This window comes from Bradyrhizobium sp. IAR9 (genome assembly GCF_013408065.1).
GTDB lineage: Bacteria > Pseudomonadota > Alphaproteobacteria > Rhizobiales > Xanthobacteraceae > Bradyrhizobium.
In genome coordinates this window covers 149806-175462 of sequence record NZ_JACBZW010000007.1, presented here as the reverse complement: position 1 = coordinate 175462, position 25657 = coordinate 149806, and the positions used below count along the sequence as shown (strand labels likewise).

At 64.6% G+C, this 25657-nt stretch carries 29 protein-coding genes and 1 pseudogene; 15 read left to right on the top strand and 15 right to left on the bottom strand.

Annotated elements, in window-relative coordinates; genetic code table 11:
• Positions 1-39 precede the first annotated feature (39 nt).
• The 5 genes and pseudogenes from GGD67_RS20240 to GGD67_RS20220 all read right to left on the bottom strand — a co-directional run bounded on the left by GGD67_RS20240 (position 40) and on the right by GGD67_RS20220 (position 4877).
• Positions 40-1042: pseudogene (locus GGD67_RS20240) on the bottom strand (NAD(P)H-dependent flavin oxidoreductase).
• A gap of 315 nt (positions 1043-1357) precedes the next feature.
• Entirely contained in the window at positions 1358-2977 is a 1620-nt protein-coding gene (locus tag GGD67_RS20235; protein ID WP_018321725.1) for a DHA2 family efflux MFS transporter permease subunit, read from the bottom strand.
• Positions 2974-4122: an HlyD family secretion protein gene (locus GGD67_RS20230; RefSeq protein WP_179735309.1), complete on the bottom strand. Its 1149-nt coding sequence runs from the start codon at positions 4120-4122 to the stop codon at positions 2974-2976. The genes GGD67_RS20235 and GGD67_RS20230 overlap by 4 nt, the downstream gene beginning before the upstream one ends.
• A 200-nt stretch (positions 4123-4322) precedes the next feature.
• Entirely contained in the window at positions 4323-4481 is a 159-nt protein-coding gene (locus GGD67_RS20225) for a hypothetical protein (protein ID WP_179735307.1), read from the bottom strand.
• 21 nt (positions 4482-4502) lie between these two features.
• Positions 4503-4877, bottom strand: a complete 375-nt coding sequence (locus tag GGD67_RS20220; RefSeq protein WP_028144036.1) for a PRC-barrel domain-containing protein — start codon at positions 4875-4877, stop codon at positions 4503-4505.
• 141 nt (positions 4878-5018) lie between these two features.
• Between GGD67_RS20220 and GGD67_RS20215 the strand changes: the two genes are divergently transcribed.
• From GGD67_RS20215 to GGD67_RS20185, 7 genes are all read left to right on the top strand, one after another.
• On the top strand, positions 5019-6815 hold the full coding sequence (locus tag GGD67_RS20215) for a thiamine pyrophosphate-requiring protein (RefSeq protein WP_018321729.1): 1797 nt from the start codon (positions 5019-5021) through the stop codon (positions 6813-6815).
• Positions 6816-6823: 8 nt separating this feature from the next.
• Entirely contained in the window at positions 6824-7051 is a 228-nt protein-coding gene (locus GGD67_RS20210) for a hypothetical protein (protein WP_018321730.1), read from the top strand.
• Positions 7052-7139: 88 nt separating this feature from the next.
• Positions 7140-7691, top strand: a complete 552-nt coding sequence (locus GGD67_RS20205; RefSeq protein ID WP_179735305.1) for a DUF4142 domain-containing protein — start codon at positions 7140-7142, stop codon at positions 7689-7691.
• Positions 7692-7899: 208 nt separating this feature from the next.
• Positions 7900-8790, top strand: coding sequence for an SDR family oxidoreductase (locus tag GGD67_RS20200; protein WP_018321732.1), 891 nt, complete (start codon positions 7900-7902; stop codon positions 8788-8790).
• A gap of 90 nt (positions 8791-8880) precedes the next feature.
• Positions 8881-9459: a phosphatase PAP2 family protein gene (locus GGD67_RS20195; RefSeq protein WP_179735303.1), complete on the top strand. Its 579-nt coding sequence runs from the start codon at positions 8881-8883 to the stop codon at positions 9457-9459.
• The gene (locus GGD67_RS20190) at positions 9456-9803 is read left to right on the top strand and encodes a DUF3147 family protein (protein WP_179735301.1); all 348 of its coding nucleotides are present in this window, start codon (positions 9456-9458) and stop codon (positions 9801-9803) included. Before GGD67_RS20195 ends, GGD67_RS20190 begins: the two co-directional genes overlap by 4 nt.
• On the top strand, positions 9803-10288 hold the full coding sequence (locus tag GGD67_RS20185; protein WP_179735299.1) for a hypothetical protein: 486 nt from the start codon (positions 9803-9805) through the stop codon (positions 10286-10288). Before GGD67_RS20190 ends, GGD67_RS20185 begins: the two co-directional genes overlap by 1 nt.
• Here GGD67_RS20185 and GGD67_RS20180 read toward each other — a convergent pair.
• Complete coding sequence (locus tag GGD67_RS20180) at positions 10259-10453, bottom strand: hypothetical protein (RefSeq protein WP_179735296.1); 195 nt, start codon at positions 10451-10453, stop codon at positions 10259-10261. The two genes, GGD67_RS20185 and GGD67_RS20180, sit on opposite strands and share 30 nt — an antisense overlap.
• Positions 10437-10595: a hypothetical protein gene (locus tag GGD67_RS20175; RefSeq protein WP_018321736.1), complete on the bottom strand. Its 159-nt coding sequence runs from the start codon at positions 10593-10595 to the stop codon at positions 10437-10439. The genes GGD67_RS20180 and GGD67_RS20175 overlap by 17 nt, the downstream gene beginning before the upstream one ends.
• A gap of 172 nt (positions 10596-10767) precedes the next feature.
• Here GGD67_RS20175 and GGD67_RS20170 point away from each other — a divergent pair, with 172 nt between their 5' ends.
• Positions 10768-11016 carry a hypothetical protein gene (locus tag GGD67_RS20170; protein WP_179735294.1) on the top strand — a complete coding sequence of 83 codons (249 nt, stop codon included), beginning with the start codon at positions 10768-10770 and terminating at the stop codon, positions 11014-11016.
• Between the two features lie 255 nt (positions 11017-11271).
• On the opposite strand, the gene GGD67_RS20165 is transcribed toward GGD67_RS20170, so the two are convergent.
• Together GGD67_RS20165 and GGD67_RS20160 are read right to left on the bottom strand one after the other, a co-directional pair.
• The gene (locus GGD67_RS20165) at positions 11272-11493 is read right to left on the bottom strand and encodes a hypothetical protein (protein ID WP_179735292.1); all 222 of its coding nucleotides are present in this window, start codon (positions 11491-11493) and stop codon (positions 11272-11274) included.
• Between the two features lie 318 nt (positions 11494-11811).
• On the bottom strand, positions 11812-12006 hold the full coding sequence (locus GGD67_RS20160; RefSeq protein WP_092262557.1) for a hypothetical protein: 195 nt from the start codon (positions 12004-12006) through the stop codon (positions 11812-11814).
• Between the two features lie 94 nt (positions 12007-12100).
• Here GGD67_RS20160 and GGD67_RS20155 point away from each other — a divergent pair, with 94 nt between their 5' ends.
• Positions 12101-12613 (top strand): DUF4142 domain-containing protein, encoded by a 513-nt coding sequence (locus GGD67_RS20155; protein WP_018321740.1) that lies wholly within the window; start codon positions 12101-12103, stop codon positions 12611-12613.
• Positions 12614-12631: 18 nt separating this feature from the next.
• Here the strand turns inward: GGD67_RS20155 and GGD67_RS20150 are convergent, their stop codons facing one another.
• Positions 12632-12925, bottom strand: a complete 294-nt coding sequence (locus GGD67_RS20150) for a hypothetical protein (RefSeq protein ID WP_018321741.1) — start codon at positions 12923-12925, stop codon at positions 12632-12634.
• 275 nt (positions 12926-13200) lie between these two features.
• Between GGD67_RS20150 and GGD67_RS20145 the strand changes: the two genes are divergently transcribed.
• The gene (locus GGD67_RS20145; RefSeq protein WP_018321742.1) at positions 13201-19497 is read left to right on the top strand and encodes a HAMP domain-containing protein; all 6297 of its coding nucleotides are present in this window, start codon (positions 13201-13203) and stop codon (positions 19495-19497) included.
• 13 nt (positions 19498-19510) lie between these two features.
• Entirely contained in the window at positions 19511-20998 is a 1488-nt protein-coding gene (locus GGD67_RS20140; RefSeq protein ID WP_179735290.1) for an HWE histidine kinase domain-containing protein, read from the top strand.
• A 97-nt stretch (positions 20999-21095) separates the two neighbouring features.
• Here GGD67_RS20140 and GGD67_RS20135 read toward each other — a convergent pair whose 3' ends face one another.
• Positions 21096-21317, bottom strand: coding sequence for a hypothetical protein (locus tag GGD67_RS20135; protein WP_179735288.1), 222 nt, complete (start codon positions 21315-21317; stop codon positions 21096-21098).
• Positions 21318-21459: 142 nt separating this feature from the next.
• Between GGD67_RS20135 and GGD67_RS20130 the strand changes: the two genes are divergently transcribed.
• Positions 21460-21717, top strand: coding sequence for a hypothetical protein (locus GGD67_RS20130; protein WP_092262548.1), 258 nt, complete (start codon positions 21460-21462; stop codon positions 21715-21717).
• 94 nt (positions 21718-21811) lie between these two features.
• The gene (locus tag GGD67_RS20125) at positions 21812-22060 is read left to right on the top strand and encodes a hypothetical protein (protein WP_018321746.1); all 249 of its coding nucleotides are present in this window, start codon (positions 21812-21814) and stop codon (positions 22058-22060) included.
• Positions 22061-22153: 93 nt separating this feature from the next.
• Here GGD67_RS20125 and GGD67_RS20120 read toward each other — a convergent pair whose 3' ends face one another.
• Together GGD67_RS20120 and GGD67_RS20115 are read right to left on the bottom strand one after the other, a co-directional pair.
• Positions 22154-22360, bottom strand: coding sequence for a hypothetical protein (locus GGD67_RS20120; protein WP_179735286.1), 207 nt, complete (start codon positions 22358-22360; stop codon positions 22154-22156).
• Between the two features lie 17 nt (positions 22361-22377).
• Positions 22378-22599, bottom strand: coding sequence for a hypothetical protein (locus tag GGD67_RS20115; protein ID WP_179735284.1), 222 nt, complete (start codon positions 22597-22599; stop codon positions 22378-22380).
• Between the two features lie 115 nt (positions 22600-22714).
• Between GGD67_RS20115 and GGD67_RS20110 the strand changes: the two genes are divergently transcribed.
• Both GGD67_RS20110 and GGD67_RS20105 read left to right on the top strand, forming a co-directional pair.
• On the top strand, positions 22715-22909 hold the full coding sequence (locus GGD67_RS20110) for a DUF3072 domain-containing protein (RefSeq protein ID WP_018321749.1): 195 nt from the start codon (positions 22715-22717) through the stop codon (positions 22907-22909).
• A gap of 80 nt (positions 22910-22989) precedes the next feature.
• Positions 22990-23277, top strand: coding sequence for a DUF6496 domain-containing protein (locus GGD67_RS20105; RefSeq protein WP_018321750.1), 288 nt, complete (start codon positions 22990-22992; stop codon positions 23275-23277).
• 12 nt (positions 23278-23289) lie between these two features.
• On the opposite strand, the gene GGD67_RS20100 is transcribed toward GGD67_RS20105, so the two are convergent.
• Both GGD67_RS20100 and GGD67_RS20095 read right to left on the bottom strand, forming a co-directional pair.
• Positions 23290-23652: a hypothetical protein gene (locus GGD67_RS20100; RefSeq protein WP_026202613.1), complete on the bottom strand. Its 363-nt coding sequence runs from the start codon at positions 23650-23652 to the stop codon at positions 23290-23292.
• Between the two features lie 271 nt (positions 23653-23923).
• Positions 23924-25459, bottom strand: a complete 1536-nt coding sequence (locus GGD67_RS20095) for a Do family serine endopeptidase (protein ID WP_026202614.1) — start codon at positions 25457-25459, stop codon at positions 23924-23926.
• Between the last annotated feature and the right edge of the window lie 198 nt (positions 25460-25657).

The following is a 25657-nucleotide window of genomic DNA, read 5'->3' as shown; positions in this document are numbered from 1 at the left end:
AGCGTCCATTTGCCGCCGTGGTTAAGAAGTTTGGCGGTGTCAGGCGACCTTTCGCGTCGCCCCCGTCCCATCCAGGAACCCCATCAGGCGGCTGCGGATGATCTGTTCCGCCTCGCTCATGATTGCGATCGACGAGTTCCTTGCAGGAGGGGATGTCATGGATCAACCCTGCGACCATGCCGCAGCTCCAGGCGCCGGCGTCCATCTGGCCTTCCAGCATGATCCTGGGATAGACGCCCGCGACCTGGTCGTGGATGTCATCGATCTTCAGCTTGTCGCCCTTCTCGCGCTCGATCTCGATGAGGCGATCGACATTGGCGTTCCTCAGCACGCGTTCGGTGTTGCGCAGGCTCCGCATGATCAGGCGGGTGTCGAGCTCGGTCGCCGCGACCAGCGCATTCTTCACGTTCTGATGCACGGGCGCTTCCTTGGTGGCGATGAAGCGCGTGCCCATGTTCATGCCGGCGGCACCCAGCGACAATGCCGCGACGAGGCTGCGCCCGTCGGCCATGCCGCCGGAGGCGACGAACGGGATCTTCAATTCCTCCGCCGCGCGCGGCAGCAGGATCATGTTGGGAATGTCATCCTCGCCGGGATGACCGCCGCACTCGAAGCCGTCGACGCTGACAGCGTCGCAGCCGATCCGCTCGGCCTTGAGTGAGTGACGCACCGAGGTGCATTTGTGGATGACCTTGATGCCCGCCGCCTTCAGCGCCGGCATGTATTGTTCGGGGCTGCGGCCCGCCGTCTCCACCGCCTTGATGCCGCCCTCGACAATGGCCGCGATGTATTCCGGATAGGGCGGCGCCGCGAAGGTCGGCAGGAAGGTGAGGTTCACGCCGAACGGCTTGTCGGTCATGTCGCGGCAGCGCGCGATCTCCTTGGCGAGCAATTCCGGCGTCTTCTGCGTCAGGCCGGTGATGATGCCGAGCCCGCCGGCATTGGAGACGGCAGCGGCCAGTTCGGCAAAGCCGACGAAATGCATGCCGCCCTGGATGATGGGGTGCTCGATGCCGAACAGCTCGGTGATCGCGGTCTTCACTTAATTCGCCTCCCGGAATTTGCTCAGGTTGGGTTCAGTCTAGCCGGACTTTTGCGCCGCGGTCACCATTTCTCTCCGAGGGAGCGGGCCAAAGGAGCCGAGGAGGTGAGTCGAGACACCAAGTCTGGTTGCAAGTCCCGTCATCCTGAGGTGCGATCCTAGCGGCGCAGGCGCGCCGCTAGGTGAGCCTCGAAGGATGTACGGCCCAGCTGCGAGCCGGGCCGTCGCCCTTCGAGGGCCGCTGAAGAAGCGGCCACCTCAGGGTGACGGGGAGACAGCGTCAATCGCGGTAAGACCAAGCCACAGTGCATACTCTCAATGTCCCCGCGCCGGCGCGCCCAGCTTGATCGGCCGCAGCACCGCCGCCGTGGGGATCATCAGCACCGCAATGATCGCCAGCGTCCAGAACACGTCGATATAGGCGAGCAGATCAACCTGCTGCTGCAAGGTGCGGCCGACCCAGGCGAGCGCCTGTGACGCGGCATCGCTCGCATTCGACCCTTGCGCCTGGAAGTAGCGCGTCATCGCGTCGATGGTCTGCTGATAGCCGAGGTCGGACGGCGCGGCGTGCTCGATCAGTCGGCTCTGGTGGAATTGCTGGCGCTGCGCCAGAACCGTCTGCGCCAGCGCGACGCCCATGGATCCGCCGATGTTGCGGGCGACGTTGATCAGCGCGGAGGCCTGGTTGGTCTTGTCAGGCGGAACGCCGTCATATGACGCGGTCGTCACCGGCAGGAACAGGAATGGCAGGCCCAGCGCGAGGAAGATGCGCGACAGCGCCGCATAGCCATAGGTGATGTCGCCGGTGAGCCCGGTGAGATGCCACATCGAGAACGCGACGATGGCAGCGCCGAACATGATCAGATATTTCGGCTGCACCGTGCTGACGAGACGGCCGACCACCGGCATCAGCACCAGGGTCGCGATGCCGCCGGGCGACAGCGCGAGGCCGGCCAGCATCGCCGTGTAGTTCAGCTCGGTCTGGAGCAGTTGCGGCAGCAGCTGGGTGGTCGAGATCAGCACCGCGCCCGTGCCGAGCATGACCAGGAAGCAGGCGGCGAACTGGCGCCGGCCGAGCAAGCGAAGATCAACGATGGGATCTTCCCGCGTCAGCTCCCACGGGATCAGCGCGAGCAGCGAGACCGCGGCCAGCACCGCGAAGACGACGATCATGTTCGACCCGAACCAGTCGTTGCGCTGACCCTCGTCGAGGACGAATTCGAGCGAGCCGAGCCCGATCGCGACCAGCAGGAAGCCGACATAGTCGACGCGCAGGCCCTTGCTCAGCAGCTTTTCCCTCTCCTCCTCCGCGCCCGACGGCTCCTTGACCAGCGTACCGACCAGGAACAGCGAGAGCAGCCCCATCGGCACGTTGATCAGGAACACCCAGTGCCAGCTGTAGGTATCGGTGATCCAGCCGCCGAGCGTCGGACCGATCACCGGCGCGACCACGACGGCGACGCCGTAGATGGCGAAAGCCTGGCCGCGCTTGTGCGGCGGGAAGGAGTCGGCAAGGATCGCCTGCTCGCTGGTGGCCATGCCGCCGCCGCCGAGCCCCTGCAGGATGCGAAACAGCACCAGCGATTGCAGATTCCAGGCGAAACCGCACAGCAGCGATGCGATCGAGAAGATCGCGACGCATATCATGTAGAAGCGCTTGCGGCCGATCACCGTCGACAGCCAGCCCGAGATCGACAGCACGATCGCGTTGGCGACGAGATAGCTGGTGATGACATAGGTGCTCTCGTCGATGCCGACCGCGAGGCCGCCGGCGATGTGGCGAAGCGCGACATTGGCGATGGTGGTGTCGAGCACCTCCATGAAGGTCGCGATCGAGACCACGAAGGCGATCAAATAGGGATTGTGCCCGCCGGCCGCGGAGCGCTCCGGCGACCAGCCGCCTGCGGATGCGCCGCCTTGCGCAGCGTCCGTCATCGCACCCTGGTCCAGGGCACGACCGACATGCCGGGACCGACCGGCAGATCGACCGGCCAGTTGTCGACCACGATCTTCACCGGCACGCGCTGCACCACCTTGACGTAGTTGCCGGTCGCGTTCTCCGCCGGCAGCAGGCTGAACGCGGTGCCGGAGCCCGGCTGCACGGAATCGACATGGCCGGTGAGCTTGCGGCCGGGATAGGCATCGATGCGGATCTCGACCGGCTGGCCCGGACGCATGTCGTTCAGCTGCGTCTCCTTGTAGTTGGCGACGATCCAGACCTCGTCGGGCACGAACATCATCAGGCTCTGCCCCGCCGTGACGAAGGTGCCCTTGGCGCCCGAGAGCTTGACGACACGGCCCGATTGCGCCGCGACGACGTTGGTGCACTGCAAGTTCAGCTTGGCTTGATCGAGCTGCGCCTGCGACTGCTCAAGCTGCGCCTTGGCGCCTTCGAGCTGGGCTTGCAGCGTCTTGATGCCGAGTTGCGCCGAGGTCACCGCGGTCTTGGCGCGCTCGGTGTTGGCCTGCTGCGCCTGAAGGTCGGAACGGGTCTGCTGCTGGCGCTGCACGGTGCCGGCCCCCTTCTCGACGAGATCCTCGGCGCGCTTGAACTCCTCTTGCGAGAATTGCAGCTGAGCCTGCGCCTGTTCGAGCTGCGCCTGGGCCTGCTTGATCTGCTCCTGCTGCGAATCGATCTGCGCCTCGACGTTGGCGACGTTCGCCTTAGCGCTGGCGACTTGCGCATTGGCCTGATCGATGGCGATACGGTAGTCGCGCTCGTCGATCCTGGCGAGGAGATCGCCCGCACTGACGTGCTGGTTGTCCGTCACCGGGATGTCGGTCACGTAGCCGCCGACTTTCGAGGCCACCGAAAAGCTGCGTGCGGCGACGAAGGCATCGTCGGTGGATTCATAGTGGCGCGCCTCGAGCCAATAGAGCAGACCGCCAATGAGTGCGGCGATCAGCACGAAGGCGCCGGCGGTTGCCAGCAGCCAATGCTGACGAAGCCGGTCTCGCAGCGACGGCGCCTTCGCCGGCTGACTGGTCTCGCTCGTATGATCGGGAGGCGTTTTTGGAGCTTCCTTCGCCCTCTGCGGCTGCTCCGCGGACGGCCCACGCTCTCGGGTTTGAGCATCCACGGCCAACACCTTTCTCGGGACTCAACCGGCGGCAGGTGGCAACGAGCCGCCTCGCCCGCCGCGAGCCTAACCGCAGCACCGAAGCATGGTTCCGCATCGCGAGAGGCCCGCCGCCATTCGTGAATGCCTGCTCAAAAAGGAAGCGCGGCACAGTTGCGTGCCGCGCTCGTCTCTGACGTCTCACGGGAAACCCGCCTGTCTCAGTGCGTCTTCGTCTCGTGCCATTTCTCGAGATCGGGCTTCTCCTCGTCCGATGCCTGCTCCTTTTCCGGATTGCCCTTCCAGGGCTTGTCCGTCTGCCGATGCGAACCCCAGTCGTTCTGCTGCCGGGGATCGTCGTTGGGCCGTTCCTTGCTCATCGATCTCCCTTTCCGTGAACGTCAAGCGAAGGGAACACCGTAATAGGAGTTGATGCCGCGCACAGCTGCGTCATCACCCCAGTTCCAATCGCTTCGTTCGCCATATTTCGGGGCCCCTTCCAGTTCCTTGGTGGTGATGCCGGTGACGTACCCGCCAAGCTCCGTGTCGTATTTCAGCGACTGCCAGGGCAACGGGTAGTGGTCGTTGCCGAGGCCCAGGAATCCGCCGAAGCCAAGCACGGCGTAGGACACCCTGCCGCTGACCTTGTCGATCATCACGCGTTCGATCGAACCAATCCGGTTGCGGTCGGCGCCGTAGACCGACGTTCCCTCGACCTTGTCGCTGCCGATCAGCCGTCCCATCTCGCTGCGGCCCAGCTCGCCTTGATTCAGCATCTTAATCCTCCACTCAGCCAATATGAATCAACCGGATGAGCAAGCGATCGTTCCGGCGCAGATGTTCCCGGAAGCGGGCCAGGAACATCGCAGGGAAGGAGCCGTTCTCTGAACTTCACGCACAACCGAGAGCCACGCGCGATGTCCCAGACCGTCTCCGACTTCATCGTCCAGCGTCTGCATCAATGGGGCGTGCGACACATCTTCGGCTATCCCGGCGACGGCATCAACGGCGTGTTTGGCGCGATGAGCCGGGCCCAAGGCAAGGAAGAAGAGATCGGCTTCGTGCAGGCGCGGCACGAGGAGATGGCGGCATTCATGGCCAGCGCCTACGCAAAATTCTCTGGGCAACTCGGCGTCTGCATCGCGACCTCGGGCCCAGGTGCCTCGCATCTCATCACCGGGCTCTACGATGCGCTGCTCGATCACCAGCCGGTGCTGGCGATTGTCGGCCAGCAGGCCCGCAACGCTCTCGGCGGACACTATCAGCAGGAGCTCGACCTTCTCTCGATGTTCAAGGACGTCGCCGGCGCCTACGTCATGCAGGCATCCTCGCCTGCGCAAGTGCGACACCTGATCGACCGAGCCGTGCGGATCGCGCTGGCGCGGCGGACCCCGACCGTGATCATCCTGCCCAACGACCTGCAGGAAGAAGCCTTCGAGAGCCCGCCACGGGCACACGGCACGCTGCATTCCGGCATTGGCTATAGCGCGCCCAGCATCATGCCGCGTGAGGCCGATCTCGATCGCGCCGCGGAAGTGCTGAATGCCGGCAAGAAGGTCGCGATGCTCGTCGGCGCCGGCGCACTTGGCGCCACCGACGAGGTGATCGCGGTCGCTGACCGGCTCTCGGCCGGCTGCGCCAAGGCGCTGCTCGGCAAGGCAGCGCTGCCCGACGACCTGCCGTGGGTCACCGGCTCGATCGGCCTGCTCGGCACCGAGCCCAGCTACAACATGATGATGGAGTGCGACACGCTGCTGATGGTCGGCTCGGCCTTCCCCTACGCCGAGTTCCTGCCGAAGGAAGGCGCGGCGCGGGGCGTGCAGATCGACATCGACGCCGGCATGATGTCGATCCGCTTTCCCATGGAGGTCGGCCTCGTGGGCGACGCCGCCGAGACGTTGCGCGCTCTGTTGCCGCGGCTGAAACCCAAGAGCGACGGCGCCTGGCGCCAGGGTATCGAAGACGACGTCACGACATGGTGGAAGACGCTGGATGGCCGGGCACATCAGCCGGCAGCGCCGGTCAATCCGCAGCTCGTCGCCTGGGAATTGTCCCCGCGCCTGCCCGACCGTGCGATCATCACCAGCGATTCCGGCTCCTGCGCCAACTGGTTCGCCCGCGACCTGAAGATGCGGCGTGGCATGATCGCCTCGCTCTCCGGCGGCCTCGCCTCGATGGGCGCCGCGGTGCCCTATGCGCTCGCCGCGAAGTACGCCCATCCGGACCGTCCGGTGATTGCCCTCGTCGGCGACGGCGCGATGCAGATGAACAACATGGCCGAACTGATCACCGCCGCGAAATACTGGCGCTCCTGGCGCGATCCGCGCTTCATCGTCTGCGTCTTCAACAACGAGGACCTCAACCAGGTGACGTGGGAGCAGCGCATCATCAACGGCGATCCGAAATTCGAAGCCTCGCAGCGCATTCCCGACGTCTCCTATTCCCGCTTCGCCGAGCTCATCGGCCTGCGCGGCATCTTCGTCGACAGCCCACAGCTGCTCGGCTCGGCCTGGGAGCAGGCGCTGGGAAGCGAGATGCCCGTCGTGCTGGAGGTGAAGACCGATCCCGAAGTGCCGCCGCTGCCGCCGCATATCACGCTTCAGCAGGCCAAGAACTTCTCGCTCGCCCTCTTGAAGGGTGATCCGAACGAAAGCGGGATGATCAAGGGAGCAGCGCGGCAGGTGCTCGAAACGATCCTGCCCGGAAAGCAGTGAGGTCAACCATGAGCGACTTTCGCGACATCCAGCACGGCGTCAACGATCCCGTCGACGGCGTCGACGTGAAATACCATTTCAACGACAACAAGACTCCGCACGAGCGCGCGCAGCACCATGCCGATGTGCGTGCCGACGCCACGGCCGCCCCCGCCGAGCCGTTTCTGCCCGAGCGGCTTCGACGCAAACCGACCGATCCGATCAATCCGCGCACCGGGCGGAATCCGACGGATTAGTCGTTAGGAACCTCGGCGCATGCGACGTGTTGATCGGCGCAACACCGCGCGGCAAGAGGCCGCGCGCCCCACTCGGAGGGACCGAACCATGAAGCGTGCCATCATCGCCCTTGCCTGCGTGCTTGTCGCCGGGCCCGCGATCGCCCAGTCGCTGGGCGAGAAGACCGGCGTCAATTCGGCGCTCGGCGTCGCGCCAACGACTGCCGACTTCGTCAAGCAGGTCGCCATCAGCGACATGTTCGAGATCGAGTCGAGCAAGCTTGCCACGCAAAAGGGCAACGCGCAGGAGAAGAGCTTCGCGCAACAGATGGTGACCGACCACACCAAGACCAGCACCGAGCTCAAGGGCCTCGTCGGTGACGGCAAGGTGCAGGCGACCCTGCCGACGGCGCTCGACAGCTCGCACCAGAGCAAGCTCGACAAGCTCAAGAGTGCGAATGGCAAGGACTTCAGCTCGGACTACAACTCCTATCAGGTGAGCGCCCATGAGGATGCCGTGTCGCTGTTCGAGCGCTACGCCAAGGGCGGCGACAATTCCGCGCTGAAGGATTGGGCCGGCAAGACTCTGCCGGCGCTCAAGCACCATCTCGACATGGCCAAGGAGCTCGGCAAGGCGCCGAGCGTCGGCCAGACGAAGTAAACCTCGAACGCGGGCGCCGGCTTGGCCGGCGTCCTCTGCGTCCCGGCAACGATGCCTGTCTCCCGCGCGTTGCGATCACGGACGTCGCGGAGAGCATCGTGGCCCAGCAGGACAGGCCCCCAATATCCAGCCGGCACGTCGTTCGCGCCGCGAGCATGTCGCTCGCCGCGGCACGCTGGCGTCTTCGACCGCGAAAGGAGATCCGCACATGGCCGAGCAGCCGCTGATCGATCCCGTCGGCCGCTTTCCGAAGCCGCCGTTCAAAAAGCAGTCGCAGCCCTGGCCGGGCCTCGCCGGCAAGATGGAGCCGCGGCCGGACCATGGCGAGACCAGCTACAGGGGCTCCGGTCGGCTCGCCGGCCGCAAGGCGCTGATCACCGGCGGCGATTCCGGCATGGGCCGCGCCGCCGCCATTGCGTATGCGCGTGAAGGCGCCGACGTCGCCATCAATTACCTGGCGGCGGAAGAGCAGGATGCGCAGGAGGTGATCGCGCTGATCAAGAAGGAAGGTCGCACCGGGCTGGCGATCCCCGGCGATCTCCAGGAGGAAGCCTTCTGCAAAAGGCTGGTCGAGCAGACCGTGCAAGGTCTTGGCGGTCTCGACATCATCGTCAACAATGCCGCCCGGCAGCAGGCGCGCGCCTCCATCCTCGACGTCTCCTCGGAGGACTTCGACGCAACCATGAAGACCAACATCTACGCGCCATTCTGGATCATCAAGGCGGCGCTGCCGCATCTCAAGCCCGGATCCTGCATCATCGGCACGACCTCCGAGCAGGCTTACGATCCCTCGCCCGATCTCTACGATTATGCGCAGACCAAGGCAGCGACGATGAACTATGTGAAGGCACTGGCCAAGCAGCTGGCGTCGAAGGGCATCCGCGTCAACGGCGTGGCGCCCGGGCCGATCTGGACGCCGCTTCAGGTCTCCGGCGGCGCAACGATGGAGAAGCTCGAGAAATTCGGCGGCATGACGCCGCTCGGCCGCCCCGGCCAGCCGGTCGAGCTCGCCTCGATCTACGTGCAGCTTGCCGCCGCCGACGCCAGCTATGCGACCGGCCAGGTTTACGGGGCGGCGGGTGGATCGGGGCAGCCTTAGCAGAGCTGGGACGCTCGCTGGAGCTCAGGAACCATCTTTGTCTCCAAGCTTTTACAAATCTGTCATGGAGGAAATATCGCCGGCTCACCGATGGCGCTCGTAACAGTCAAACCCACCCGGATCGATACGGCGATCGCGAACGAGATCGCACACAACACCAACTCGGGGCTCGAGCATACCACCCAGATATTGACCTGGGGGGCCGACGAGCATGTGCTCATCGCGCTGGCCGCTGCGGGATGGCTCTACACCCGGCTGCGGCACCCGCAGCAGCGTCCCGTTGCAGATCACGTTCTGATGGTCTCGCTGGCGACGGCCATACTGCCGCATGTTCTGAAGTCCGTGTTCGATCAGACCAGGCCGGACCGGCTGACCGTCACCGGCCATTGGCGGGGCGTCCCCTTCTCGGGGCGATCCCGCGACGCATTTCCCTCCGGTCACGCCGTGCATATGGGCGCGCTCGCCTCGGCGGCCGGCCTGTTGCCGCCTGCCCGGCGTCGGGCGGTCCGCGTCCTTGCCGTGGTGCTATCGTTGACGCGCGTCGTGGTGCTGGCGCATTGGGCCAGCGATGTGGTGGCGGGCTTTACGCTTGGCGTCGCCGTCGAGCGACTGTTCAGGCCGTTCACGCTGGCGAAACGGCGGCCTAAAGCCTCGCGGGTCCGGTCATGACCGAATATCTCCTGCGCTTCATCGCCGGCGGCCTGATCGTCTCTGTCTTCGCGATCCTGGGCGACATGCTGCGACCGAAGAGCTTTGCCGGCCTGCTCGGCGCGGCGCCGTCGGTCGCGCTGGCCACCCTCAGCATAGCCGTCGTCCAGCACGGCCCGCGATATGTCGCCGCCGAAAGCTGGACGATGATCTATGGTGCCATCGCACTCGGCTGCTACAGCCTCGTCGTCTGCCATCTCCTGATGAGGTTTCACTTCTCCGCTCTGCCAGCCACCACCCTCGCTTTTGCCGCATGGCTCGTCGTCGCCTTCGCTCTGCTCGCGGGTTTCGGAGGTGCTGCCTGATGCTGGTCAAACTGTCTACATCGGCGCTCAAACAGACGCGGTGGTACGAGTATGGTATCCGCTTTCTGCTCGGCGGACTGGCGACCGTCCTCGCGGGGGCCGTGACCACAGGTTTCGGCGTCTCCGTCGGCGGCCTCTTCCTCGCGCTCCCCGCCATCTTCTGCGCCAGCGCAACGCTGATCGAAAGCCATCAGCGCCGCGCCAAGGAAAAGGCCGGCCTCAGCGGAGACAGGCGCGGGCAGCAGACCGCGGCGCTCGATGCCGCCGGTGCCGGCCTGGGAAGCATCGGCCTGGCGGCATTTGCTGCAGTCTTTTACGTCGTGGTTTCGACAACCGTGATCGGCGCATTCGTCGCCGCCATCCTGGTATGGGCGGCCGTGTCGGTGTCGGCGTGGTGGCTGCGGCGAAAGCTTCGCATTACCTCGCGCACCACGCAGACCGAACGCATGGGGCCATCAGCGAGGGGCCGCGGCCTCTTCCCGTAGCATCAGAAATCCATACATTTCGGCGGCCGTCTGAAGCTGATCGATGCGCGCCAGAATAACGTCACGCTGGCGGCCGTCCGGCAGGCCCGACAGTTCGTGCTCGAGCCGCAGCTTCTGCGCCCCGAGACGCTGCTCGAATGTATGTGGCTCAGATCGTCTTCGCATCTTCCGTCCTCGGTGGCTGCAGCCCCGGGCTGTTGGCCCAGCGCTCGACTTGTTCGATGACCTTCTGGTGGCTGGGACGCACCGGCTTGGGGGCTTCCGGCTCTTCGGAAAGCTTTCGGGGCAACCTGACTTCGTCCGTCATGGCTTCTCTCCCTTTCCAAGAGAATGCGCCACCGCCAAAGTCGTTTCAATAATAACCTATTGATTTTGCTATATTTTCCTACTCATTTGGCGTCTTTTTCGACTCTTGTGGAACTCCCGCCAAGTTAGTTTGTTGAGTAACCTACTCAACCTACTCAATTGCGTGATCGACCATGAACGACCTTCGCGCCGAGCGCCTTCAGGTCATGCTCTCGCCGGACGAGTTGGCCGCCGTTGACGATTTCCGGTTCAAGCATCGCATGCCGACCCGAGCGGCAGCGGTCCGCGAACTGCTCAAGTTCGGACTGGCCTCCGTCGGCGTCGACGCAGCCGCGGGTGTGAAGTCGAGCAGCTTTGGCGTGTTCGGGCGCGGACCCGACGGACATACGCAGGAAGATCCCGAGAACGGCACCGGGGGCTGACTCGCAAGAACCGTCCATAAGCGAACGACCCCGGCACGGTGGGTGCCAGGGCCGTCCTTGGAGATTGCTTCCGGCGCACCGGGGGCATGACAACCGGAAGCAACCTGTCGACGCCTCGCGCGAGTATTTGTTCCTCGCGCTAATCCGTTGCGTCTAAAGCGCGACGCGATGAGGATGAATCGTCATCGCGCTTTAGATTGTTGTTTAGGCATAATCCTTTCCGGAAGACCGCTGCGCGCTTCTCCGGATCATGCTTTAGCCGCTCGGCGCGTCGCCGGAATCGTCCGGCGTCATGCCCGAGCCCGGGGTCTTGCTGTTGTCGTTCAGCTTGGGATCGCGCGTCGCCTCTCGCGACGGTGAGCCTTTCGAACCCGCCTTTTGCGGATCCGCCTTGTGCACGGACTGAGCGCGCTCCTTGTCGCGCGGCTGCTCCTCCGCCCGTTTGTCCTTGACGATGCCGTGGTCGGAATGGGCCATGATGTGCTTCGCCTCTCCTGATGTGTCGAAGCGGTTACGCACTACGGCGTCGAATGTTCCGGCGCGGCGCTAGCTGTGTGCCGCGTGGATTGGAGCCGATGCCTTCTCCAGATGAACCTGGCGCACCGTCGTCACCGTCGCGAACGCAACCGAGACACCAAAGGCGAGAATGAGTGAAAGAAGAGCCAGACGTGGAGCCATCACAAAACCTCCTTCTGGAAGCGAAAACCAACGCGATCGACTATTCCCGGATCATCCTCGATTGGTCACTTGTGTTCCGTGAGCGGTCTCACACGCGGATTCACGAAGAGAGGGCCCTCACGCATCCTGCTTTTGAGGGAAACGGACCACGACGGGCGGAATTTCGCCATCAAGCCAATCCTGCTCGTGAGCAAGCGCCGTCCAGGCGTCCGCCATGCGCGAAAAGCGCTTATGAGCGGGTTGTCCCTCGGCGCGCTCAGCGAGCTGAAGACAGTTGTCGGCATTATCCCTGAAGATGTCAGACTGTTTCATGTTGAAGACGTGGGGACGGAACTCTCGCGTCGCAACCCGCTTTCCGGATCGTAATGTTCAGGGAACTTCGCACGCGATTCGCTGTTTGATATCGATGCGAGTTCCTGTCGCGATCGTCCTGGCATTCATCAGCACCGCCGCGCTTGCCGACAGCACCGGTGAACGAAAGTCTGGCGACCGCCCTCCGAGCGCGACCGACGTCATCAGCGGCCTCTATGATTTCAGCCGCTTCCAGCAGGGCCTCCTGGAGAGCACCGATCTGAAGGGCAACGCCGAGGTCAAGAACCTCGCCGCCTTGCGTGCCGAGGAAGCTGCCAAGCGCGACAAGGCGCTGAAGCAGATCCAGGAGGCGATCGGCGCGGAGCCGCGCGTCGGCAAGACGACGTCCGTCGGCGCCAGCCTGATCGAGCCCGAAACCTCGGACGGACCGACTTACGTCCGAAGCTTCTATGCCTCGCAGATTCCGGAATACGAATCGGCCATCAAGCTGCTCGAAAGCTACCTGAAGGCGCCCGACAATGCGGCGCTCGCAACGTTTGCGCGCGAGCAGCTCCCGATGCTGCGCGCGCAGGTCAAGAACGCCGAGCGCACCATGGCGGACAAGTAGCCTCGTTACTTGGAGTTCTTACTTGGAGTTCGGATGATGTTGCTGGCTCTGCGGCCGCACGGTGCGATCGCTCTCCGGCATCTTGTCCCGACCCGCATCGCCATTGTCATCCTTGCCGCCCGAAGATGAGGTGCCGCTTCCGCTCGGGTTCGACCGGGTCGCCGCCCCCGTGGTCGGTGAATCCGCCTTCGGGCTGGCGGAGCTCGCGGCGGGATCGCCGGTCACCGCCCCGCGGCCGCTGGGCGCTCCGCCCTGCGCCAAGGCTGACCCGGCAAACAGCATGACGACGATCGCAGCAAGTCCTGCTTTCATATTGCTTCTCCCTGTTTTGGGGCTAACCGCGAGGCTCGGCGCTCCGTTCCGAAGGGGCCTTCCGGGGATCGACAATGGGGCGGGTCGCCGATGCCGTTTCTTTTTGAACCCCAATGGAACCAATTCAGCGGATTGCGGTTATTGCCGTCGGGCTGAGCAAGACAGGTTCCATACCTCGCGTCACACGTTGGCGCTTGATTTCGAATTTGGCTGACGCTCTATTTTGACAATTGCGTCTTGCCGTGGATTCGGCCGACACCTGCGGGGGAATCAGTATGAGCGACCTCGATCCCGGATCTGCATCACGGTCCGGTCGTCGCGTCCCAAAGCCAAAACCCAACGGTGTATCGGATCCGGATTCCCGGGCCGAATTGCTGCTCGCCCTGCAGGCCATGCGCAGCGGCGATTTCTCCGTCCGGATGAGCGGCGACTATCTCGGCATCGACGGCAAGATCGCCGACACTTTTAATGAAATCATCGCCGCCAACCAGCGCATGGCGCAGCAGCTCGAGCTGGTCGGCCAGGTGGTCGGCCGCGAAGGCAAGACGCGCCAGCGCGTGAAATTCGGCCTCGCCTCCGGCTCCTGGGCCGACATGGAAGGCTCCGTCAACACGCTGATCGACGACCTGCTGTGGCCGACCCGCGAGGTGACGCGTGCGGTCGCCGCAGTGGCGCAAGGCGACCTGCTTCAGACCGTCAAGCTCGACGTCGATGGCCGTCCGCTCCGGGGCGAATTCCTGCAGTCGGCGACCATCGTCAACACCATGATCAAGCAGCTCGGCGTGTTCACCTCCGAGGTGACGCGCGTGGCGCGCGAGGTCGGCACCGAAGGCAAGCTCGGCGGCCAGGCCCAGGTGCCTGAGGTGACCGGCGTCTGGAAGGACCTTACCGAGAGCGTCAACTCGATGGCGAACAACCTGACCAACCAGGTTCGCAACATCGCCGAGGTGACGATCGCGGTCGCCAACGGCGACCTCTCCAAGAAGATCACGGTCGACGTCCGCGGCGAGATCCTCCAGCTCAAGGAAGCCATCAACACGATGGTGGACCAGCTCCGCTCCTTCGCCTCCGAAGTGACGCGCGTGGCGCGCGAGGTCGGCACCGACGGCAAGCTCGGCGGCCAGGCGATCGTGCCCGGCGTCGCCGGCACCTGGAAGGACCTGACCGACTCCGTCAACGCGATGTGCGGCAACCTGACCGCGCAGGTCCGCAACATCGCCAACGTCACCACCGCCGTGGCGCGCGGCGACCTGTCGCGCAAGATCACGGTGGACGTGCGCGGCGAGATCCTGGAGCTGAAGGACACCATCAATACCATGGTGGACCAGCTCAACTCGTTCGCCTCGGAAGTGACGCGCGTGGCGCGCGAGGTCGGCACCGAAGGCAAGCTCGGCGGCCAGGCGCAGGTGCCTGGCGTCGCCGGCACCTGGAAGGACCTCACCGACAACGTCAACTTCATGGCCTCGAACCTGACGGCGCAGGTCCGCAACATCGCCGACGTCGCCACCGCCATCGCGAGCGGCGACCTCTCGAAGAAGATCACGGTGAACGTCTCGGGCGAAATCCTTCAGCTGAAGGAGACGCTCAACACCATGGTCGACCAGCTCAACGCCTTTGCCGGCGAAGTGACGCGCGTCGCACGCGAGGTCGGCACCGAGGGCCGGCTCGGCGGCCAAGCCAACGTGCTCGGCGTCGCCGGCACCTGGAAGGACCTCACCGAAAGCGTCAACTCGATGGCGTCGAACCTGACTGCCCAGGTCCGCAACATCGCCGAAGTGACCACCGCGGTCGCCGGCGGCGACCTGTCGAAGAAGATCACGGTGGACGTGCGCGGCGAGATCCTGGAGCTGAAGGACACCATCAACACCATGGTGGACCAGCTCAACGCCTTCGCCGGCGAGGTCACGCGCGTCGCGCGCGAGGTCGGCACCGAAGGCAAGCTCGGCGGCCAGGCCGTCGTGCGCGGCGTCGGCGGCACCTGGAAGGACCTCACCGACAGCGTCAACTCGATGGCCTCGAACCTCACCGGCCAGGTCCGCAACATCGCCGAGGTCGCGACCGCGGTCGCCAAGGGCGATCTGTCGAAGAAGATCACGGTGAACGTGTCGGGCGAAATCCTTCAGCTGAAGGAAACGCTCAACACCATGGTCGACCAGCTCAACGCCTTCGCCGGCGAAGTCACGCGCGTCGCCCGCGAGGTCGGCACCGACGGCAAGCTCGGCGGCCAGGCCGGCGTGCCCGGCGTTGCCGGCACCTGGAAGGACTTGACCGACTCCGTGAACTCGATGGCGGGCAACCTCACCGCCCAGGTCCGCAACATCGCCGAAGTCGCGACCGCAATCGCCGGCGGCGACCTGTCGCGCAAGATCACCGTAGACGTGCGCGGCGAGATCCTTCAGCTCAAGGACACGCTGAACACGATGGTCGACCAGCTCAACCGCTTCGCGGGCGAGGTGACGCGCGTGGCGCGCGAGGTCGGTACCGAAGGCCGCCTCGGCGGCCAGGCCAACGTGCCGGGCGTCGCCGGCACCTGGAAGGACTTGACCGACTCCGTGAACTCGATGGCGGGTAACCTCACCGCCCAGGTCCGCAACATCGCCGAAGTGACCACCGCCGTGGCGCGCGGCGACCTGTCGCGCAAGATCACCGTCGACGTGAAGGGCGAAATCCTCGAGCTGAAGAACACCATCAACACCATGGTGGACCAGCTCAACGGCTTTGCCGGCGAAGTGACGCGCGTGGCGCGCGAGGTCGGCACCGAAGGCAAGCTCGGCGGCCAGGCCGAAGTGCCCGGCGTCGCCGGCACCTGGAAGGACCTCACCGACAACGTCAACTTCATGGCCTCGAACCTCACGGCCCAGGTCCGCAACATCGCGGAGGTCGCGACCGCGATCGCCGGCGGCGACCTGTCGAAGAAGATCACGGTGGACGTGCGCGGCGAGATCCTGCTGCTCAAGGACACCTTGAACACCATGGTCGAGCAGCTGCGCTCCTTCGCCGCCGAAGTGACGCGCGTGGCGCGCGAGGTCGGCACCGAAGGCCGGCTCGGCGGTCAGGCCGTCGTGCCCGGCGTCGGCGGCACCTGGAAGGATCTCACCGACAACGTCAACCTGCTGGCGGCGAACCTCACCACCCAGGTCCGCAACATCGCCGAAGTGACCACGGCGGTCGCGCGCGGTGACTTGTCCCGCAAGATCACCGTCGACGTGAAGGGCGAAATCCTCGAGCTGAAGAACACCATCAACACCATGGTGGACCAGCTCAACGCCTTCGCCGGCGAAGTCACGCGCGTGGCGCGCGAGGTCGGCACCGAGGGCGAGCTCGGCGGCCAGGCCCAGGTGCCCGGCGTCGCCGGCACCTGGAAGGATCTCACCGACACCGTCAACTTCATGGCGGCGAACCTGACCGAGCAGGTCCGCGGCATCGTCAAGGTTGTGACCGCGGTCGCCAACGGCGACCTCAAGCAGAACCTCACTGTGAAATCCAAGGGCGAAGTCGCCGCTCTCGCCGATACCATCAACAACATGACCGAGACGCTCGCGACCTTCGCCGACCAGGTGACGTCGGTGGCACGCGAGGTCGGCGTCGAAGGCCGGCTCGGCGGCCAGGCCGACGTGCCCCGCGCCGCCGGCACCTGGAAGGACCTCACTGGTAACGTCAACCTGCTCGCGGCCAACCTCACCTCGCAGGTGCGCGCGATCGCGGAAGTCGCGACCGCCGTGACCAAAGGCGATCTGACGCGGTCGATCCAGGTCGACGCCCGCGGCGAGCTCGCCGAGCTGAAAGACAACATCAACACGATGATCACGAACCTCCGTCTCACGACGGACGTGAACACCGAGCAGGACTGGCTGAAGACCAACCTCGCCAAATTCACCAACATGCTGCAAGGCCAGCGCGACCTCACCACGGTGGGCCGGCTGCTGCTCACCGAGCTGTCGCCGCTGGTGAACGCCCATACCGGCGTGATCTACCAGGTCGAGAGCGAGGACAATCCGCAGCTCCTGCTGCTGGCCTCCTATGCCAGTGACGGCATCTACCCGTATCAGCGCGTGCTGCAGTTCGGCGACGGCTTGATCGGCCAGTGCGCGCTCGACAAGCGGCCGCGCGTGGTCGCCGACATTCCGTCCGACGCGGTGCCGATCAACTCGGCGCTGTTCCGGGTCGCGCCGAAGAACCTCGTCGTGCTACCGGTGCTGTTCGAGGGCCAGGTCAAGGCCGTGATCGAGCTCGCCTCGCTCGTCTCCTTCACGACCTCGCAGATGACTTTCCTGGAGCAGCTCACCGACTCCATCGGCATCGTGCTCAATTCGATCGAAGCGACCATGCAGACCGAAGGCCTGCTCAAGCAGTCGCAGCAGCTTGCCGGCGAACTCCAGACTCAGCAGCGCGAATTGCAGCAGACCAACGACCAGCTCGAACAGAAGGCACAGCAGCTCGCCGAGCGCAACGTCGAGGTCGAGCGCAAGAATCAGGAGATCGAGCAGGCCCGCCGCGCCCTCGAGGAAAAGGCGACCGAGCTCGCGCTGACCTCGAAGTACAAGTCCGAATTCCTCGCCAATATGAGCCACGAGCTGCGCACGCCGCTGAACTCGATCCTGATCCTGGGACAGCAGCTCACCGACAATCCGGACGGCAACCTCTCGGCCAAGCAGGTCGAATTCGCCCGCACCATCCACGGCGCCGGCACCGACCTGCTCAATCTGATCAGCGACATTCTGGATCTGTCCAAGATCGAATCCGGCACGGTGACGGTCGACGCCGAGGAAATCCTGACCGCGAACCTGCTGGAGACCGTCGGACGGCCGTTCCGGCATGAGGCGGACAACCGCAATCTGTCATTCAAGATCGACGTCGATCCGGCCCTCCCACGCAGCATCGTCACCGACTCCAAGCGCCTGCAACAGGTGCTGAAGAACCTGCTCTCCAACGCCTTCAAGTTCACCGCCGAAGGCGAGGTGCGCCTCAATGTCGCCGCCGCGGTCGGCGGCTGGGGAACGGATCATCCGGTACTGAACTCCGCGCCGGCGGTGATCGCGTTCGAAGTGTCCGACACCGGCATCGGCATTCCCCTGGAGAAGCAGAAGCTGATCTTCGAGGCGTTCCAGCAGGCCGACGCCGGCACCAGCCGGAAATATGGCGGCACCGGCCTTGGGCTTGCGATCAGTCGCGAACTGGCAAGCCTGCTCGGCGGCGAGATTCATCTGCGCAGCTCGCCAGGCAAGGGCTCGTCGTTCACGCTGTATCTGCCGCTCAAATATTCCGGCCCGACGCTCGCGCCGCGCGCCGCACCCGCGCCGCAGCAATACAACCAGCCGCCGGCGCTGCAGCCGGCCGCGCCGGAGCAGCAGCGCGTCATCGAGCAGCTTCCCGACGACCGGCTCAACCTCGAGCCTGGCGACAGCATCCTCCTGATCGTCGAGGACGACCCGCATTATGCACGTGTGCTGGTCGACCTCGCGCGCGACAAGGGATTCAAGGTCCTGGTCGCCGGCCGCGGCGCCGAGGCGCTGGAGCTTGCCAAGCAGTACCAGCCGAGAGCAGTCTCGCTCGACGTGTTCCTGCCTGACATGCTCGGCTGGACCGTGCTGAGCCAGCTCAAGCACAACCCGCTGACCCGCCACATCCCCGTGCAGATCATCACGCTCGACGAGGACCGCCAGCATGCGCTGGCCCGTGGCGCGTTCTCCTTCGTCAACAAGCCGACGACGACCGAAGGCGTCTCGGCGGCGCTGACGCAGATCAAGGAATATGCGCGTCCCAGGCGCAAGCGGCTCCTGATCGTCGAGGACAACGAGGCCGAGCAGCTTTCGATCCGCGAGCTGCTGCACCACGACGACATCGAGATCGTGACCACCGACACCGGCGCCGGCGCGCTGTCGACGCTGCGCGAGGCGCCCTGCGACTGCGTGGTGCTCGACCTCAGGCTGCCCGACATGAGCGGCTTCGAGGTGCTGGACCAGATCCGCAACGATGAGGCGCTGTCCAACGTTCCGGTCGTGGTCTTCACCGGCCGCGAACTCTCGGCGGAGGAGGATGCGGAACTCCACACCATGGCGCGCAGCATCGTGGTCAAGGGCGTGGAATCGCCCGAGCGCCTGCTCGACGAGACCGCGCTGTTCCTGCACCGCGTGATCACGGAGCTTCCGGTCGAGAAGCAGCGCATGCTGGAGAAGCTGAACAGTTCCGACGAGGATTTGATCGGCAAGACCGCGCTTCTCGTCGACGACGACGCCCGCAACATCTTCGCGCTGTCGAGCGTGCTGGAACGGCGCGGCATGAAGGTGCTGACCGCCACGACCGGCAGTGAAGCCGTCACCCTGGTCGAATCCAATCCGGAGATCGCCATCGTTCTGATGGACATCATGATGCCGCAGATGGATGGCTACCAGACCATCGGCGTCATTCGCGAAAACCCGGCCTTCGCCCGCCTTCCGATCATCGCGCTGACCGCCAAGGCGATGAAGGGTGACCGGGAAAAGTGCCTTGAAGCCGGCGCGTCCGATTACCTCGCCAAACCCGTCAACACCGATCAATTGCTGCTTGCGATCCGCATGTGGCTGCACCGCTGAGTTGGGCCCGCGAATGGACCACGAAAAGGTCAACATCCTGCTCGTCGACGACCAGCCGGCCAAGCTGCTCGCCTATGAGGTGATCCTGAAGGAACTCGGCGAGAACCTCGTGATCGCTTCGTCTGGACGCGAGGCGCTGGAGGTGCTGCTCAAGACCGAGATCGCGGTGATCCTGGTCGACGTCTGCATGCCCGAGCTCGACGGCTTCGAGCTCGCCGCGATGATCCGCGAGCATCCGCGCTTCCAGAAGACCGCGATGATCTTCATCTCCGCCATCCAGGTCAGCGACATCGACCGGTTGCGCGGCTACGAGATGGGCGCGGTCGACTACGTGCCGGTCCCGGTCGTGCCGGAGGTGCTGCGCGCCAAGATCAAGGTGTTTGCCGAGCTGTACCGCAAGACCCGCGAGCTGGAACGGCTGAACCAGGAGCTCGAGGACCGCGTCCGCGCGCGCACCGCGGAACTGGAGAACTCCACCGCGAAGCTGCGCGAAAGCGAGCAGCGGCGCAGCATGGCGATCGCCGCCGGCAAGATGGGTTCCTGGGATTGGGACTGGATCAGCGGCGACTGGATGTGGGACGAAGGGCAGTATCGCATCTTTGGCGTCGGCCCGGAGAGCTTCGAGGTCAATCCGGCCAACGTTCAGGCGCTGTTGCATCCCGACGACGTCGATCAGTTGCGCAAGGCGATCGCCGAGTTCAACAAGGGCACGCGGGCCTATGAGACCGAGTTTCGCATTGTGCGGCCCGACGGTGAGGTGCGCTGGTGCGTCGGCACGGCGGCCGCGACGGTCGACGACAGCGGTCGTGTCGTGCGCGTGAGCGGTGTCACCGTGGACATCACCGAACGCAAGCGAGCCGAGGAACGGCAGAATCTGCTGGCGCGGGAAGTCGATCATCGCGCCAAGAATGCGCTGGCGCTGGCGCAGTCCATCGTGCGCCTCACCCGTGCCGACGAGGTCAAGGCCTATGTCAATGCCGTCGAGGGACGCATCAATGCGCTGGCGCGCGTGCACACCATCCTGTCGCTGTCGAGCTGGCAGGGCGCGGAGCTCTCCAAGCTGATCGACGAGGAGCTTGCGCCCTATTCGCTCGGCGGCCAGATCGTATTGGCGGGTCCGGAGGTCCAGTTGGTGCCGGCGACGGCTCAGACGCTGGCGCTCGCGTTGCACGAGCTCTTCACCAACTCGGCCAAGTATGGCGCACTCTCGACCAGGTCGGGACGGCTCATGATCGGCTGGCAGGTCGAGGACCAGCTGCTGACGCTGAGGTGGGAAGAGTCCGGCGGTCCGCTCGTCATGACCCCGAAATCTCGCGGCTTCGGCACGCGGAGCCTGCTTGCGAGCGTCGAGTCCCAGCTCGGTGGACAGGCGCAATTCGATTGGCGAGCCGAAGGACTGTTGTGCCGCCTCGAGGTGCCGCTGACACGCAAGACGGCGACGACCGCACCCGGAAAATTCGACGCCCCCGGCTCCGCCGAATTGCAACGCGCCTCGGGCTGAAGCGCGATGCGATCAGGATGAATCGTCATCGCGCTTTGGGTCGTTATTCGAGCATGATCTTTTCGGAAAACCGCTGCGCACTTTTCCGGATCATGCTTTAGCCCGACGCCGCCATCCTGGTTTGCCGCGCCGGCCGCGCTTCCTCGGCAAGGCGGCCTTCGAGCCAGGCTTCCGTCTGAGCGAGATCGCGTAGCGCCCTCGCGTAGCGGCGGGCCGCACTTCGCTCCGCGCCGCGCGGCAGTTTGCGGGCCTTGCTCAGCATGTCCGCAGCCGCGTTGCGATAGGCCAGCGAGCGGTAAAGAAAGACTACCTTACCCATATCGAATGTTCCCGTTTTGCCGACGCTTATCCTCGCAGGCCCGGCATGAACGTCGGATGAAGCCGGTGATGACAATTCCTTCATGCGTTTGGAACCGGTGAATATCGTCCGCGTTTGCATGTCAGTTCGGGATGCAGTTCCCATGCGCGCAAAAAAGTCGTCGGACCTGATCTCTCCCACCGGCCTCATCAAGCTGATGACGCATGCGATGATGGGCGCAGCCCTCGGCCTCGCCTTCAGTCTCGCGCTGATCCTGTCCAATCCCGCCGTCGCCAGGCTGCTCGATCACGGCGGAAGCCAGGCCGTAATCGTCTTCGCCCTCACATTGGTGACGACGTTCGCGATCGGCGCGACACTCACCGGCGTCGTGTTCATCCTCGCTGAGGACAAGCAATCTTGAAGCGCGCGTGCGCGCGGCAGATGCGTTTGTCGGGAACTCCTTCGGCAAATGGAGGTTGGCTGCCTGCGTCAATTTAACTCAGGGAGTTCCCCGCATGACAACGGCCAAGCTCGTTCTCACCGCAATGTTGGCCACCGGCCTCGCCGCCGCGCCGCTCGCCGCACAGGCCAAGTCGCACAAGGCGAAACACGGATCATCGATGTCGTCCTCGCAGACCACGGGCGCCAACACCAAGGCCTCGAAGGGCGCGGATCCTTCCGGCCAGGGCGGCTCCGGTCCCGGCTCGGACCAGGGCGGCACCATGACGAACCAGAGCAGCAAGGGCATGAGCAATACCAAGTGAGCTCAGGCCGACACGACATCAAAAGCCCCGCCGCGACGCGGGGCTTTTTTCTTGTTTCTTGAGCCAACATCGTCGAGCGCCCGCGTCAGCTCATTACGGGCGACGCGTTTCAGAGTTGAGCGCGCGGTTCGCAGCATTCGTCTTCACGAGTTGTTCGAGCTGCGCCCGCTTGCGTCCGATCAGAAGTTGGGCCGCAGCATCGTCGAGCCCCGCACGCTGCAATTGCCGGATGGCCGAGCCCAATTCGAGAATCTCGGCGCGCAACCTCAAGATCCGGTAAGTGTCCGGGTCTTCCTCCATGGCGCCCCCCAAAAGGTTCAGCGCCGCGTGCTCGCGCGCTCGGGACTAACGACTGTCTTCACGAGACGAAGGCGCACCCGGTCGCGAACGTCAGGCAGGACATCGCCGCCGCCAGCAGCCTTCCATTCGCCGATCAGCAAATTGACCTTCCGGCGCAAATCCATCTGCGCCAAGGCCTGCTGGACGCAATTGCGGTCGCCGTTGATGAGATCGCGCACGGAGGCCTCGACGCCGGCCATCTCAACCCTCAAGGCGCTGATTTTACGTCGAATTTCATTAATTCTGTTGTCCATGGCTTGTTAGAACAAAATAAGAACATATAGTCAAGTCGCGATTTCAGAGCGGAGAAGCGACATGCAGGTTCAAGGCAAATACGACGCCAGGGTTTTCCTCGCCGAGCAGATGACACGGACGCAGGGGCTCAGGCTGAAACGGCTGAGTGAAGAAGCGTATCAGCCCGCACAATATGCGCGCGATCTGTCCTTCAGCGAGGCCGCACGTCGCATCCAGGTGCTGGAAGCCGAGATCGAGCTGGCGAATTCCTTCTAGGCTGCGCCTGGAACGCTGTCCGCGTCCTTCGGGAACCATGCCCGTGTCGAATGGTTCTCCCCGGCCAAGGGAGAACATGCATGGCACGCAAGGCAAAGAAACGCCGCTACTCGCGCAGCTCCGGCAGCGATGTCGAAAGCGAGATGCGACGCTACAAGAAGGGCACGGCAAAGAGCGGTCGCAAAGGCCGAGGCGGACGCGTGAAGAGCCGCAAGCAGGCGATCGCGATCGGACTGTCGAAGGCACGCAAGAAGGGCAAGAAGGTCCCGAAGAAGGCTGCCAAGAAGACTTCCAAGAAGACGTCGAAGAAGAGGACGACGAAGAAGACAAGCAAGAAATCGTCGAAGCGCAAATCCAGCAAGCGCTGACGGTGGCCCGCGTCAGATCATGCTGCCCGGCATGAAGCAGCGGATCGAAACCCCGAACGCGGTCTTCACCGGCCACACCATGGTGCGGCCGGCCCGGTTCGGCTCGGTGATGACGGCTTCGTCCGGCACCTCGATCCACTCGCCGTCGAGACGCACGCGATAATGCCCGTTATGCGACTCCCAGTCGGGATCGGCGACGGCAAAGCCATCCGCATCCGAGCAGCACGGACCAAGGTGGCTGCGCAAACTGTCGAACCAGGGCTTCAGGGGTGAATCCGCGTAGCGGCCGTCGTCCCGCCCGAGAGCGTCTCCGCCCCACAGCACGAATGGCGCCACGAGCAGCGCACTCCTCAGCGAGAGCTTCAATCGATCCATGTCGGCACCGATCAAATGCGAACCAGCGGCCAGTTCCAGAAGCCGGCGGCAAGTTCGAAGTTCCACGCTTGCGTCCCGGTGGCATCGTTGCCACCGGCGACCTGCACGGTTCGGAACTTTGATGAGCGAACACGGCTTTTTCGGACGAACCGCGTCATCGTCGCTGCCGTTAACGAGAATGTTATCGATCGCTTCCCGGCAGTCCTGAAGCCGAACGGAAAAGGCGGCCACGAGGGCCGCCTTTCTTGATCTATGCCGATCGAGGTTCGCCTCAGGCGAGTGGGACCGCGACGAAGCGGGTCGCCTGTGCGCCTCTGACCTGCAACAGCACGCTACGCTTGCCGGACGATTTGGCCTGCGCCAGCTCGGAACGGACGTCGCCGACATTGGCGACGGCCTTGCCGCCGACATTGAGGATGACGTCGCCAGTCTGGATGCCGCGCTGCGCCGCAGGCCCTTGCGGATCGACTTCGGTGACGACAACGCCCTTCTGGCCAGCGCCCTGGACGTCACCGGCCGGAGCCAAAGCAAGACCGAGGCGCGGCGTGCCGGGGCCCGGCTGGTCCTTGCCAACATCGGCCTTGGCCTGCCTTTCGTTCGGCAGTTCGCCGAGCGCGAGCGTCACCGTCTTGCTGTCGCCTTTGTGGAAGACGTCGAGCTTCACTGAGCTGCCAGGCGCAAGGGTCGCGATCGTGCGGGCGAGGTCGCGGGAATCCCTGATCGCGGTGCCGTTGACGGCGGTGATGACGTCACCCGCCTCGATGCCGGCCTTCGCCGCCGGGCTGCCATCCTGGGGATTGTCGACGATCGCACCGCGCGCCTCCTTCAGGCCGAGGCTGTCGGCAATCTCGGCGGTAACCGGCTGCACTTGCACGCCGAGCCAGCCACGGGTCACCGCGCCCTTGTCCTTCAGCTGCGCGACGACGAGCTTTGCGGTCGAGGCCGGAATGTCGAAGCCGATGCCGACCGAACCGCCGGAGGGCGAGAAGATCGCAGTGTTCACGCCGATCACGTTGCCGTTCATGTCGAAGGCCGGGCCGCCGGAATTGCCCTTGTTGATGGGCGCATCGATCTGGATGAAGTCGTCATAGGGGCCGTTGCCGATGTCACGGCCGCTGGCCGAGACGATGCCGGCAGTCACGGTGCCGCCGAGGCCGAAGGGATTGCCGACCGCGACCACCCAGTCGCCGATGCGCGGCTTCTGGTCGGAGAATTTGACGAACGGAAAATCCTTCTTGCCGTCGACCTTGATCAGCGCGAGATCGGTCTTCGGATCGGTGCCGACGACCTTGGCGGTGTAGCTCGTGCCGTCATCCATGGTCACCTGCACCGACTCGGCATGGTCGACGACGTGGTTGTTGGTCACGGCATAGCCGTCGGCGGAGATGAAGAAGCCGGAGCCTTCGCCCGTGATCATCTGATGGCGCTGGCGCGGCATGCCGTTCATGCCGCCCGGGCCGCGGAAGCCGAACTGCCGCGAGAACTGGTCGAACGGGGTGTCCTCGTCCTGATCCATCCGGTTCTGCTGCAGCATCGCGCTCTTGTCGTTGTCCTGGTCGATCTTGACCCGCACCGAGATGACGGCAGGTTTGACCTTGCTGACCAGGTCACCGAAGCCAGGCGGCGTCGCGGCGGATTCGGCGGCCTGGGCCGGGGTAATGAAGGAGCTCGGACCGAACGGCGACGAGCCGGGAGCAGCCGCCAGCACGGCCACGCCGAGCGCGGCCACGGTGCCAAGCAGCGCAAGCCGGCGCGGCCTCAAGATCCTGCGGGACGTCGTGGTGTCGGAATTGACGCGATCGTTCATGTCGAAATGTCCATGTTGGATAAGGTGTCGCCTTGCCTCCAACATGGCCATCGTCACCTTACGACGTCCCGTCCATCCGATTAAATCTTGGCAAACAATGCGCGCGCCCCAGCGGAAGTCCTCCCGTGCGCATTTGATGCAGCTCAACGCGGGCCCTTCCGGCGGTGAAAAACTGCGGCCACCGGCTGATGTTCATCG

Bases quoted from the DNA above. Each gene is read 5' to 3' on its own strand.
- GGD67_RS20235 (WP_018321725.1), bottom strand. From the start codon at position 2,977: ATGACGGACGCTGCGCAAGGCGGCGCATCCGCAGGCGGCTGGTCGCCG.
- GGD67_RS20225 (WP_179735307.1), bottom strand. From the start codon at position 4,481: ATGAGCAAGGAACGGCCCAACGACGATCCCCGGCAGCAGAACGACTGG.
- GGD67_RS20220 (WP_028144036.1), bottom strand. From the start codon at position 4,877: ATGCTGAATCAAGGCGAGCTGGGCCGCAGCGAGATGGGACGGCTGATC.
- GGD67_RS20215 (WP_018321729.1), top strand. From the start codon at position 5,019: ATGTCCCAGACCGTCTCCGACTTCATCGTCCAGCGTCTGCATCAATGG.
- GGD67_RS20210 (WP_018321730.1), top strand. From the start codon at position 6,824: ATGAGCGACTTTCGCGACATCCAGCACGGCGTCAACGATCCCGTCGAC.
- GGD67_RS20205 (WP_179735305.1), top strand. From the start codon at position 7,140: ATGAAGCGTGCCATCATCGCCCTTGCCTGCGTGCTTGTCGCCGGGCCC.
- GGD67_RS20200 (WP_018321732.1), top strand. From the start codon at position 7,900: ATGGCCGAGCAGCCGCTGATCGATCCCGTCGGCCGCTTTCCGAAGCCG.
- GGD67_RS20195 (WP_179735303.1), top strand. From the start codon at position 8,881: ATGGCGCTCGTAACAGTCAAACCCACCCGGATCGATACGGCGATCGCG.
- GGD67_RS20190 (WP_179735301.1), top strand. From the start codon at position 9,456: ATGACCGAATATCTCCTGCGCTTCATCGCCGGCGGCCTGATCGTCTCT.
- GGD67_RS20185 (WP_179735299.1), top strand. From the start codon at position 9,803: ATGCTGGTCAAACTGTCTACATCGGCGCTCAAACAGACGCGGTGGTAC.
- GGD67_RS20180 (WP_179735296.1), bottom strand. From the start codon at position 10,453: ATGCGAAGACGATCTGAGCCACATACATTCGAGCAGCGTCTCGGGGCG.
- GGD67_RS20175 (WP_018321736.1), bottom strand. From the start codon at position 10,595: ATGACGGACGAAGTCAGGTTGCCCCGAAAGCTTTCCGAAGAGCCGGAA.
- GGD67_RS20170 (WP_179735294.1), top strand. From the start codon at position 10,768: ATGAACGACCTTCGCGCCGAGCGCCTTCAGGTCATGCTCTCGCCGGAC.
- GGD67_RS20165 (WP_179735292.1), bottom strand. From the start codon at position 11,493: ATGGCCCATTCCGACCACGGCATCGTCAAGGACAAACGGGCGGAGGAG.
- GGD67_RS20160 (WP_092262557.1), bottom strand. From the start codon at position 12,006: ATGAAACAGTCTGACATCTTCAGGGATAATGCCGACAACTGTCTTCAG.
- GGD67_RS20155 (WP_018321740.1), top strand. From the start codon at position 12,101: ATGCGAGTTCCTGTCGCGATCGTCCTGGCATTCATCAGCACCGCCGCG.
- GGD67_RS20150 (WP_018321741.1), bottom strand. From the start codon at position 12,925: ATGAAAGCAGGACTTGCTGCGATCGTCGTCATGCTGTTTGCCGGGTCA.
- GGD67_RS20145 (WP_018321742.1), top strand. From the start codon at position 13,201: ATGAGCGACCTCGATCCCGGATCTGCATCACGGTCCGGTCGTCGCGTC.
- GGD67_RS20140 (WP_179735290.1), top strand. From the start codon at position 19,511: ATGGACCACGAAAAGGTCAACATCCTGCTCGTCGACGACCAGCCGGCC.
- GGD67_RS20135 (WP_179735288.1), bottom strand. From the start codon at position 21,317: ATGGGTAAGGTAGTCTTTCTTTACCGCTCGCTGGCCTATCGCAACGCG.
- GGD67_RS20130 (WP_092262548.1), top strand. From the start codon at position 21,460: ATGCGCGCAAAAAAGTCGTCGGACCTGATCTCTCCCACCGGCCTCATC.
- GGD67_RS20125 (WP_018321746.1), top strand. From the start codon at position 21,812: ATGACAACGGCCAAGCTCGTTCTCACCGCAATGTTGGCCACCGGCCTC.
- GGD67_RS20120 (WP_179735286.1), bottom strand. From the start codon at position 22,360: ATGGAGGAAGACCCGGACACTTACCGGATCTTGAGGTTGCGCGCCGAG.
- GGD67_RS20115 (WP_179735284.1), bottom strand. From the start codon at position 22,599: ATGGCCGGCGTCGAGGCCTCCGTGCGCGATCTCATCAACGGCGACCGC.
- GGD67_RS20110 (WP_018321749.1), top strand. From the start codon at position 22,715: ATGCAGGTTCAAGGCAAATACGACGCCAGGGTTTTCCTCGCCGAGCAG.
- GGD67_RS20105 (WP_018321750.1), top strand. From the start codon at position 22,990: ATGGCACGCAAGGCAAAGAAACGCCGCTACTCGCGCAGCTCCGGCAGC.
- GGD67_RS20100 (WP_026202613.1), bottom strand. From the start codon at position 23,652: ATGGATCGATTGAAGCTCTCGCTGAGGAGTGCGCTGCTCGTGGCGCCA.
- GGD67_RS20095 (WP_026202614.1), bottom strand. From the start codon at position 25,459: ATGAACGATCGCGTCAATTCCGACACCACGACGTCCCGCAGGATCTTG.